Source organism: Glycomyces salinus (genome assembly GCF_016428645.1).
Classification (GTDB): domain Bacteria; phylum Actinomycetota; class Actinomycetes; order Mycobacteriales; family Micromonosporaceae; genus Glycomyces; species Glycomyces salinus.
In genome coordinates, this window is the sequence record NZ_JAELXW010000122.1 from 16,582 (window position 1) to 27,011 (window position 10,430).

Below are 10,430 nucleotides of genomic sequence, written 5' to 3' on the forward strand. Positions count from 1 at the left end.
CTCCTTTGTTCTTGTCATGTCAAGGGGTCGCGGGCGGCGCCGCCGACGCGCGTGCCGCGGACTGAGGCTTTGACCGTCGCGAACCGCTCGCTTCGCGAGCGGGCCGTGCGCCTGATGACGTACGGGCCGACGGAGGCGGGGACGATGAACGTCTCGGCGTAGTGGATCCGGTAGGGCTCGAAGGCGCCGGTGGGGCTGGCGACCTCGACTTCGTCGCCCTCGACGAGGTTCAGGACGTTGACGGTGCCCTCGGTGTCGTGTTCGGCCCGCTGCGAGAACCAGTGGCGGCGGACCTCAATGAACTCCAGTTCGTGCAGGCCCGTGCGCTCCTCGACCACGTCGCCGTCGCGGGACACCTCCTCGACTCGGCCGACGAGGTTCTCCTCGGTCCAGGCCCGGTCGCGGTGCCAGGCGAGGTTGGCCTCGCCGTGGTCGAGGTGCACGGGACGGGGGACGCCGTCGAGCCCGAGGCGCCCCCAGTCCCAGAGCTTGAAGGTGAAGATGAACGGGGTCGCCGAGATCTCGAGGACCATCGAGTTCGCGCCCGAGCTGTGGACGGTGCCGGCCGGGATGAGGAAGTGGTCGTGCTTCTTGGCCGGGAAGGTGTTCACGTACTTCTCGGCGTCGAAGGGCCGCTTGCCGGTCTGGGCGACCCGCAGGTCCTCCAGCATCCGCTCGGGGTCGACACCGTCCTTGAATCCGAGGTAGACGACGGCGTCGTCCCCGGCGTCGAGCAGGTAGTACGACTCGTCCTGGGTGTAGTTCATGCCGAACGTCTGGAAGATGTAGTCGGTCAGCGGGTGCACCTGGAGCGAGAGGTTGCCGCCCTCCATGGTGTCGAGGAAGTCGAACCGGATCGGGAACTCGGCGCCGAAGCGCGCGTAGGTCCGCTCCCCCAGCAGGGCCTCGGGCTGGGAGAACACGAGGTCGAGGGCCGGTATCTCGACGATGGCGCCGTCGGCGTCCTCCAGCAGCAGCGAGTTCTCCTCGGGGACGCAGTCGAAGCACCACGCGTAGTTCGGCTGCGCCGGGTCGAGGTCGAGCTCGCGCTTCATCCACTGCCCGCCCCAGGAGCCGGGGTCGAAGAACGGGACGACGCGCAGCGGGGCGTGCGCGGCGGCCTCGACGGCCCGCCGGAAGGCGTCGCCGTCGATCATCCCGGGCTCGCGCGGGGCCGGGTCGGCGGCGCCGAGCGCGTTGGCGTCGAAGACGAAGTCGAGCCGGTCGAGCAGGGTCCGCTTGTGGCGGTCGGCCGCGCGCCATTCGACGAAGAATCCGCGCTTGTACTTGCGCAGCCGGTCCTCCTCGGGGTTCTGCGCGCGCCAGTTGGCGGCCCCGGCGCGCTGGCGCTGCTGGATCTCCCAGCGGGCCATGTCGGCCAGGACGAGCGCGTACGGCGCCCCGGTCTGCCGGGCGACCAGGTCGGCGCCCCAGCCGATGAGGACGGTCGGCTGCTCGTCGGCGGCGACCTCCTTGGCGAGCTGGGCGAGCCGGTCGGGGTCGTAGAAGGCCCCGACGGTCGCGTGCGACATCACGCCGAACACCCGGTCCTCGGTGAGGTTGTCGGCGAAGCGGGCGTTGATCTGGTCGATCGGGAGCGCGGCTGCGCCCTCGACGTCGACGATCCGCCATCCAGGCAGCGCGTCGCCGACCGCCTCGGCGATCAGCGGTAGTTCCGCGCCCGGGTAGGCGTCGACCACGAGCAGCGGCGCGTTCTCGGCCGCGCGGTCGGAGGCGGCCTCGGCGGCCCGGCTCCACGCCTTCGCGCCAGCGGTCACGCGGGCGTCGGCCGGCAGCGGCACGGTCGGGCGCTTCTCGTAGCGCCCGGTCGGGTCGGCGGGGGACGGACTAGCGGTCGGCACTGGCGCTCCTTCTGGGACGGTCCTCGGCCGCGAGGACGGATAGTCCGCGCAGCACCGAGAGGTCGGGTCGGTCGGGGATGACGAAGTCCGGACGGTGCGAGCTCGTCCAGAGGTGTTCGGCCGCATAGGACTCGATGGGGACGGCGACGGCGGCCCCGGCGCGCAGGATGCCGCCGGAGAGGACCACCACGTCGGGGTCGTAGGCGTGGCACAGGGAGACGGCGGTCGCACCCCAGGCCCGGATCGCCCTGTCGCGCAGGGCCACCGCGGCGGCGTCGCCGGAGTCGGCGGCGGCGAGCATGTGGGCGACGTCGGTGACCGCATCGCCGCGGGCGGCGAGGTCGCGCCGGATGGCCCAGGCTCCGGCGATCGATTCGGCGCAGCCGATGTTGCCGCAGTTGCAGCGGTCGGCGTCGAGGTCGACGGTGAGATGGCCGCCGAGGATGCCCGCGTGGTCGTGGGCGCCCCGCAGGAGGGTGCCGCCGATGACGGCGGCGGTGCCGATGCCGGTGCCGAGGGTCATCAGGACCGCGTCGGTCGCACCGGCCGCCGAGCCGGCGGTGATCTCGCCGACCAGGGCCGCCCTGGCGTCGTTCTCGATCACGGCCGGGAGTCCGAACGAGGCACGGGCCCAGGCGACGAGGTCGACTCCGTCGAGGTGCCGCTGCTTGTCGTGGGCTTTGACCAGGCGGCCGGCGGCGCGGTCGACGACGCCGGGGACGGCGACGCCGACCGAGTCGGGCGGGGACGCGGCGGCGGCGATCAGTTCGGCCGCCGCGTTCCGCGTCCTGTCAAGGCCGCCTTCGGCGGCCGGGACGGCGGCGGTGCGGACGGGGGCGCCCCGGTCGAGGACGCCGAGTTTGATCTCGGATCCGCCGAAGTCGATGCACAGCTCCATCGCTCGTCCGCTCTCCTGGTGGGTCGGCCGGGCCGCCGGGCGCGGCTCGGATGATCTTGCGATTGGTAACGTTACCAACCTACCGCGGACTTCCGCAACCCCGCCGCACCGGCGGCGTGTCCTCAGGGAAATTCGATGGAAACCGGCAGCTCGACGGTCCGGGCCGCCTCGTCGGCCGAGCCGTCGAGCCTGGCGAACAGGAGCCTCGCGGCCTCCCGGCCGAGCAGCTGCGCGTCGTGGTCGATGATCGTCACCGGCACCGGCATGAGCTCCGAGAGCTCGAAGTCGTCGAAGCTGACGACGGCCGGATGGGGCCCGGGAAGCCCGTCGCGGATCCGCCGCCCGATCTCGCGCAGGGCGCCGATCGTGTTGCGGTTGTTGGCGCTGAAGATCGCCGTCGGGGGGTCGGGGAGCTCCAGCATCGCCCTGGCGGCCCGGCTCGCCGCGGCCACGTCCTGCTGGTCCCGCGCCACGATCGCCGGATCGATCGGCGCTCCGCCCTCCAGCATCGCCCGCTCGTATCCGGCGTACCGCCGCGCGCCGGTGAACACCGAGCTGCGGTTACCGAGGAACCCGATGCGGGTGTGCCCGGCCTCCAGCAGGGACACCGTGCCCCGGTAGGAGCCGCCGACATCGTCGAGGAGCACCGTGTCGACCTCCAGCCCGGGCACGCGGCGCGAGGCGAGCACGAGCGGGACCTCCCCCAGGCGCTCAGGGCGCAGGTGCTCGGCGTCGCCGCTGGTCGGCACCAGGATGAGGCCGTCGACCTGCCTGCCGATGAAGTCGCTCACCAGCTGCCGCTCGCGCCCGGCGTCCTCGCCGGAGTTGCCGAGGATGATCCGGCGGCCGTGCTCGGCGGCGACCTCCTCCACGCCGAGCGCGAAGTTGCCGTAGTAGGGGTTGGCGAGGTTGGTGATCGCGACGCCCACGAGGCCGCTGGGCTGGCCGGGGCGCAGGCTGCGGGCGTTCTCGTTGCGGTAGTAGCCCAGTTCGCGCACGGCCGCCATGACGCGCTCCTGCACGTCCGGGCGCACGTTCCTGCCTCCGGCGAGGGTCCGGGAGACGGTCATGGGACTGACCCCCGCGAGGCCGGCGACCTCCTTGATCGTCGGCTGGCGCGCTCCCCGGGATGTCGACATGCCCGCCCTCCTACGCCTATTGAGCCAATCCTATGCGAACGCCAAGGTAGCCGAATGAGACCGCTCTCCGCATGTGAAGGGCGCCCGGCCGGCTGCGCCCCGAAGCGGTGGAGCACGGCTGCCCGCCGCTGTACCCCGACCCGACGCACGATCCGAGAATGCGGCGTTGACCGAGCGGGTCAGGCGCCGTTCGCCTGGCGCTCGGTGATCCGCGCGGCCACGTCGACGGCGATCTCGATCGCTCGCGCCGCGAGCGGAGAGCGGTTCCGCCCCGCCCGCCAGTACAGGTGGAGTTCCCGCGGTGCGGGCGCCGGTCGGAGCGGGTGGACGCTGAGGCGGTCGTCGGACCAGGCGTCGGCGCCGTCCACGGCGAGCCACGGCAGCACCGCCGGCCCCATCCCGGCTCGGACCATCGACAGCAGCGCGTCGTTGCCGGCGGTGCGGAACACGATCCGCGGTGCGACGCCGCCGCGGGCGAGCGCCGCCTCCAGGCGCGGTTGGGAGCAGGTCGCCGGCCACGCCACCATCGGCGCCCCGTCGAGCACTCGAACCGGAACCGGCCCTTCGGGGAAGGCGCCGCGGCGGGCCACCAGCAGGTAGGGGTCGTCGAGCAGCTTGCGGCTCTCGAGGTCGCCTTCGAGGTCGGTGTCGTAGAACAGCAGGTCGAGATCGCCGATGCGCGGATTCTCGGGCTCGTCCTCGGAGAGCCGGATCTCGCAGCCGGGATGCTCGTCGCGCAGCCGGCGGACCACGGACGGAAGGATCACGTTGGACACACTCTGGAAGGTTCCGATGTCGATGCGGCCCTCGCCGGCCTTGAAGCGCTCGACGGACTCGGCCAGTTCGTCGGCCCGCGCCAGCAGTCGGCGGCCCTCGGTCAGGACCACGGACCCGAGCGGGGTCAGCCGGACCGGCCTGGGTCCGCCCGGCCGTTCGAACACCGGCCCGCCGACCGTCTTCTCCAAGGCGGCGATCTGCTGGCTCACCGTCGACTGCGAATAGCGCAGCCGGGCCGCCGCGCGCCCGAAGGACCCCTCGTCGACGACGGCCGCCATCGCCGCCAGATGCCGCAGCTCGATCTGTGCCACGGCGTCGAATCTACCTCTATTGATCGTTTATGGCGATGTTCCTGATCGAAAACAATCGCTTTTCTCGATTTCATTTCCGTTCTAACGTCAATGCCATGTCCACGACGATTCGACCGGCCGAGAGCCGAGAGCACGGTGCGGTGGCCGCCGGCAGGTCGGCCGGGCCGCTCATGGTGGCCGCCGCGCTCGGCATCGTCTACCTCGTGTGGGGCTCGACCTACCTCGGCATCCGCGTCATGGTCGAGGACATGCCGCCGCTGCTGGGAGCGGGGACGCGCTTCCTGGTCGCCGGAGCGCTCCTCGGTGCGGTGCTGGCGGTCCGGAAGGGTCCGTCCCGGTTGGCGGTGAGCCGCGCCGAGCTCCTCGCGTGCGGGGCGGTCGGACTGCTGCTGCCGGTGCTCGGGCAGGGGATGGTGACCGTGGCCGAGGGCGGCGGCGCCCCTTCGGGCCTGACTGCGCTGCTGATCGCGGCGGTGCCCCTGTGGGTCCTGGCGTTTCGCGGGCTGGCCGGCGAGCGTCCCGCTCGCGCCACGTCCCTCGGTGCTCTCGCGGGGTTCGCCGGACTCGGGTTCCTGGTCGTCGCCAACGGAGCGAACGGCGGCTTCCCGTTGTGGACGATGGGCCTGGTGCTGTTCGCGTCCTTGTCCTGGGCATTCGGTTCCTGGTACCAGCCGAGCCTGAGGATGCCGCGCGACCCGTTCGTAGTCGCCGTCTATGAGATGCTGATCGGCGGGGCCGTCCTCGTGGCCGCGGGCCTGGGCGGCGGCGAGCGGCTCGAGCTCGGGGCGTACTCCGCGCGTTCGTGGGCCGCCTGGGTCTACCTGGTGGTGTTCGGCTCGTGCGTCGCGTTCTCGGCCTACGTCTGGCTGCTTCAGACCGTGTCGGTCTCGCTGGTCGCCACCTACGCCTATGTCAATCCGCTGGTCGCGGTCGCCCTCGGCGCGCTGGTCCTCTCTGAGGCGGTGACGGTGCCGACCGTGGTCGGCGGCGCCGTGGTCGTCCTGGCCGTGGCCGCCGTGGTCCGAGCCGAACGCCCGCGCCGCCCGAGCGAACGAAGACCGCAGGTCCCCGAACAGTGCCCCCAGAGAGCCCAGAACCGCTGAAATGACCGAGCCCGCCCGCATACTTGCCACGGCCGGAGGCCGATCGATGTCCAGGAGGAGAACATGACAACCGAGAAAGAGACCGCGACCTATGTGCTGATCCACGGCGGCGGCAGCAGTTCCTGGGACTGGCACCTCGTCGAACCCGAGCTGCGCAGACGCGGACACGACGTGATCGCCGTGGACCTTCCGATCGAGGATCCGGAGAACGGCATCGCCGAGTACGCCGACACGGTCGTCGCCGCGTGCGAGGGACGGTCGAACCCGGTCGTCGTCGGCCACTCCTTCGGCGGGCTGGTCGCCCCGGTGGTCTGCACGCGCGTCGCGGCGGAGATGCTCGTGCTCGTGGCGGGCATGATCCCCCGCCCCGGCGAGTCCCCGGGCGAGTGGTGGAGCGCCACCGGCCACAACGATCTCGGCATCTCCTTCTCCACCAAAGAGGACGAGAACGAGGTCTTCTACAACGGCGTGCGCGAGGACCTGGTCGCGGCCTCGGCCGAGCACGACCGCGAGCACAGCGGCAAGAGCTGGAACGAGCCGGTTCCGCTGCGGGCCTGGCCCGACGTTCCGACCCGGTATCTCCTGTGCCGCGACGACCGGTGCTTTCCGCCGGCGTTCACCCGGTCGCATGTGGCCGAGCGGCTCGGCATCGTCCCCGACGAGATCGACGGCGGCCACATGGTCGCCCTCGGGCGGCCGGTCGAGCTGGCCGAGAGACTCGACCGGTATTGGACGGAGCGCTGAGCACCGCGGGAGCCGGCCGCCGGAGCGAACCTCAGCTCGCGAGGTCCACCGAGAGCGGCGGGCTCCCACGGCTCGGCGGCTGTGACACCGAATCGCGGACGAGCCGCGTCGTCAAGCCGCGGACCCGCTCCTATTCGTCATCGGGGCAGGTCTGCCATGCGAAGTGGTAGACGGACTCGATGTCGCCGTCCACCGAGTCCATCGCCATGAAGCTCAGCAGATCGCGGTCGGTGCCGGCACCCACCCGGAGCTCGGTGTTGATGTTGAAGTTGCGCTCCTCTCCGCACGGGCGGTAAACGAGCTGGGGCGCCTCGACTTCGTCGGAGAACTGCCAGTTGTCGCTGTAGGGGGACGGCAGGACATGGGTCGAGCTGGCGGTCTGGGACTGACCGGTGAAGTAGTAGCTCGCCCGCTGCATGCCGCTGGCACCGGGCTCGAGGTGCGCGAATCCGCGGTAGTCGGTCCTCGCGATCGCGAAGGTGAATCCGTGCGGGACGTGCACGATCAAGTTGAGCTGGCAGTTCTTGCGGAAGTCGATGGGACTGGAGTCGCCGCCCGCCTGGGCCAGGTAATGGCTGTAGGTGACGGTGAACGAGGTGTTGTCCTCGCTGACGGCGACCGCGGCGGTTCCCGCCGGGCAACCGGATCCGTTGACGGTGGCGATGTCGATGATGATCTGGTCGTCGGGCGCGTTGATGAAGTGCCGTTCAGCCGACGCCGGATTGGCGATGGCGGTGACCATCACCGCCGCCAGGGCGAATGCCCCTGCGAGCAGCGTTGTCTTGCGAAGGAGGTTCATCTGGATCCCTTTCTGGGTCATGGGGGGTCGATGCCGCGCGCAGAACTGCGGCATAGGGATCGGTGGGAACTACCCCGCGGAATGGGGTAGCGGAGCGATGGGGGCGCTCCGGGTGCCGGCCCGCGGGCTGGATCGGCGCCCGTCGGATTTTGTCCGGGCCTATCGATCCATAAATATAGGTATAGCGATTTTGCCCGAATAGGTCAATAGATCCGTAAAGATGATCTTTGAAATGATAAATGCCAAAATGCGATCCACTTTATGCTTCGTGTTGGCGCACAATGGATGCGGCTTCCCGGCCCGGCTGCCCCTCAACCGCACTGCCTCCAGGCGAAGTGGAACACGGTCTCGACGCTGCCGCTGGTCGAGTCCATCGTCATGAAGCTCCGTCGCCCGGAGTCGTCGCCGGCGCTCACCCGCAGTTCGGCGTTGATGTTGAAGTTCCGACGCTCACCGCAGGGCTTGTATACGAGTTCGTCCACGGCGGTCGCATCGGTGAACCTCCAGCCGCCGTGGAACGGGCCGTCCAACTCGTGCCTGGAGGTGGTGGTCTCGGGGCTGCCGCTGAAGTAGTAGTTCGCCTGCTGCATGCCGGCGGCACCGGACTCGAGGTGCCCGAACCCGCGGTAATCGGCCTTGGCGATCGCGTAGGTGAACCCGGAGGGGATGTTCACGGCCAGGTTGATCTGGCAGTTCTTTCTGGAATCGACGATGTCGGTGCTACCGCCGGCCTCCGCCTGGAACCGGTCGTAGGTCACGGCGAAGGCCGTGTTGTCCCCGCTGACCGAGACGTCGGCGCTGCCCTGGGGGCAGCCGGAGCCGTTGACGGTGACGACGTCGACGGTGATCGTCCCACCGGGAGCGCCGGTGAATTCGGGGTCCGCGTGCGCCGCGGGACCGGACGACATGGCTCCGACCAGGGCGACGGCCCCGGCGAGCAGCGGAATCTTTCGGAAGACCTTCATTGGAATCACTTTCTGGGCTACGGGAGAGCGGTGTCGGCCATTCGACTTCGACTGAGGGACCGGCAATGAGGACGACACCGAGCATCAGATGGAGGAGCGCTCACCGGGATTCTCGAGGATGGATCGAGAGCCGCCGCAGAACGCGATCACAATCGGTACATTTAGGTATAGCCATAAGTTACAAAATAGTCAAGTAGCAGAGGAAATTCACATAAGGGTGATAAGGGAGTTAATAGAATCGATTCCCGGCTATATGCGAGGCGCGTTCGACAGGAAGCGACCGGCCGGGCGTTTCGACTCGGCGGCCGTCGTCCGGCGGCCCGGAGCGATTATCATTTGAACATGTTCAGGAATCTGCTAGACTCTCGAATTGAACACGTTCAAGTCAGCAGGTGCCCTCTCCATGGAACGAGCGGAACGCGCGATCGCGCCCCCTCTCGCGGGAGCCTGCGGAAGCGACCGCTCCGACGCGAGGGACACAGAACGATGACCACCGGAAACCACTCACCCGCGCAGCCTCCCCCGTACTTCCACGCCGCCCCGCTCGCACCCCGACGCCGAGGGCCGCAACCGGTCAACGGGCTTTCACTCCTCTTCTGCCTGCTGGTGTGGCCCGTGGTCTTCGCCTCGACCGTCATCGGCACGTTCCTCGTCGCCGCGGTCCACTACGACGACCCCGGCGGTCCGCTCTTCTGGCCCCTCGGATGGATCGGATCGGCGACTGTGTATCTGGTGGCCGTGGGCAGTCCGCTGGTGCTCTGCACGCTCTCGCGGCGGTGGTACGTGCGGCTCGTTCCGGCCGTGATAGTCGCGTTCCCGGTCGTCTGGTTCATCGCCGTGCTGGGCGGATGGTCAGTCCCCGCGATGTCGATCGTCGCGGTCTCGATCCTGGTCGAGTCGACCGGCTGGCGTCAGCAGTGGATGCTGCGGTTACACCGCCGACCGCGGGGTCAGCGCTCCCGGCCCGCCTCGCGCTCGGCGCCCAGGTCGCTCAGCGAATCCTCGACTCCGAGCAGGTGGTTGGCCATGCGGACCCGCGCCGCCTCGGGGTCGCGATCCCGAAGCGCCCGCCAGATGGCCACGTGCTCTTCATGGGTGCGCCGGTCGACGCCCTGCTCGCGCCGGCTCCGCCAGAGACGGTCGCGGACGGTGCGGCTGGCCAGCGCCTCGATCATCCCCACCAGCACCGGATTGCCGGTGTGGGTGGCGATGACGCGATGGAAGGCGATGTCGATCTCGATCACCCGCTCGTGCTCTTCGGGCGTCTTGTCGAGGATCCGCTCGGCCTCCTCCAGCAGCGCCTTGGCCTCGTCGAGCGCGGCGTCGGTGATGGCGGTGGCGGCCAGCCGGGCCGCCTCGCACTCCAGCAGGCGCCGGATGGCGTGCACATGACCGACCTGGCCCTCGCCCTGGAGGTCGACGACGAATCCCATCGGGGCCAGCAGGCGGGTGACGTCGAGGCTCGTGACATAGGTGCCGTCACCCTGCCGGGTGTCGAGGACGCCGAGGATGGACAGCGCGCGGACGCCCTCGCGGAGGGAGCCGCGCGATACACCGAGGGTCTCGGCGAGGTCCTTCTCCACGGGCAGCCGTTCGCCCGGGCGGAGTTCGCCTTCGAGGATCATGTGCTTGATGCCGTCGATGACATCGTCGGTGCGGGACATTGGGCAAGTATCGCCGAAGTCTCTTCTCATCTGCAAGATTCATCCGATCTTTGTCGGTGTCTTGGGAGGGGCCGCCCGGGCGGCGCTGGGCACACCCGGGCGGCCTCCTGTGTGAGGGGAGCCTGGGCTCAGGCGAGGTTCCAGCGTTGGTTGTCGCCGCCGTGGCAG

Annotated in this window: 9 protein-coding genes and 1 pseudogene; 3 read left to right on the top strand and 7 right to left on the bottom strand. The window is 69.7% G+C overall.

Going from position 1 to position 10,430, the window contains the following annotated elements:
* Nucleotides 1-14 precede the first annotated feature (14 nt).
* The 3 genes from JFB92_RS22490 to JFB92_RS22500 all read right to left on the bottom strand — a co-directional run bounded on the left by JFB92_RS22490 (nt 15) and on the right by JFB92_RS22500 (nt 3,899).
* On the bottom strand, nt 15-1,862 hold the full coding sequence (locus JFB92_RS22490) for a class I mannose-6-phosphate isomerase (protein WP_199043864.1): 1,848 nt from the start codon (nt 1,860-1,862) through the stop codon (nt 15-17).
* Nucleotides 1,849-2,760, bottom strand: coding sequence for an ROK family protein (locus JFB92_RS22495; RefSeq protein WP_199043866.1), 912 nt, complete (start codon nt 2,758-2,760; stop codon nt 1,849-1,851). The genes JFB92_RS22490 and JFB92_RS22495 overlap by 14 nt, the downstream gene beginning before the upstream one ends.
* Nucleotides 2,761-2,882: 122 nt before the next feature.
* Nucleotides 2,883-3,899: a LacI family DNA-binding transcriptional regulator gene (locus tag JFB92_RS22500; protein ID WP_199043868.1), complete on the bottom strand. Its 1,017-nt coding sequence runs from the start codon at nt 3,897-3,899 to the stop codon at nt 2,883-2,885.
* Nucleotides 3,900-3,991: 92 nt separating this feature from the next.
* On the opposite strand from JFB92_RS22500, the pseudogene JFB92_RS27080 reads away from it, so the two are divergent.
* Nucleotides 3,992-4,069 (top strand): annotated as a pseudogene (locus JFB92_RS27080) (peptidase M15); the annotation flags it as partial.
* A 9-nt stretch (nt 4,070-4,078) separates the two neighbouring features.
* Here JFB92_RS27080 and JFB92_RS22505 read toward each other — a convergent pair.
* Entirely contained in the window at nt 4,079-4,987 is a 909-nt protein-coding gene (locus JFB92_RS22505; RefSeq protein ID WP_199043869.1) for a LysR family transcriptional regulator, read from the bottom strand.
* 95 nt (nt 4,988-5,082) lie between these two features.
* Here JFB92_RS22505 and JFB92_RS22510 point away from each other — a divergent pair, with 95 nt between their 5' ends.
* Together JFB92_RS22510 and JFB92_RS22515 are read left to right on the top strand one after the other, a co-directional pair.
* Entirely contained in the window at nt 5,083-6,090 is a 1,008-nt protein-coding gene (locus tag JFB92_RS22510) for an EamA family transporter (protein WP_199043870.1), read from the top strand.
* 63 nt (nt 6,091-6,153) lie between these two features.
* A complete protein-coding gene (locus JFB92_RS22515) occupies nt 6,154-6,834 on the top strand; it encodes an alpha/beta fold hydrolase (protein ID WP_199043871.1) in 681 nt (226 codons plus the stop codon).
* A gap of 130 nt (nt 6,835-6,964) precedes the next feature.
* On the opposite strand, the gene JFB92_RS22520 is transcribed toward JFB92_RS22515, so the two are convergent.
* The 3 genes from JFB92_RS22520 to JFB92_RS22530 all read right to left on the bottom strand — a co-directional run bounded on the left by JFB92_RS22520 (nt 6,965) and on the right by JFB92_RS22530 (nt 10,262).
* Nucleotides 6,965-7,654 (bottom strand): DUF4360 domain-containing protein, encoded by a 690-nt coding sequence (locus tag JFB92_RS22520; RefSeq protein ID WP_233163693.1) that lies wholly within the window; start codon nt 7,652-7,654, stop codon nt 6,965-6,967.
* Nucleotides 7,655-7,944: 290 nt separating this feature from the next.
* Complete coding sequence (locus JFB92_RS22525) at nt 7,945-8,598, bottom strand: DUF4360 domain-containing protein (protein ID WP_199043872.1); 654 nt, start codon at nt 8,596-8,598, stop codon at nt 7,945-7,947.
* A 950-nt stretch (nt 8,599-9,548) separates the two neighbouring features.
* On the bottom strand, nt 9,549-10,262 hold the full coding sequence (locus JFB92_RS22530) for a FadR/GntR family transcriptional regulator (protein ID WP_199043873.1): 714 nt from the start codon (nt 10,260-10,262) through the stop codon (nt 9,549-9,551).
* Nucleotides 10,263-10,430 lie beyond the last annotated feature (168 nt).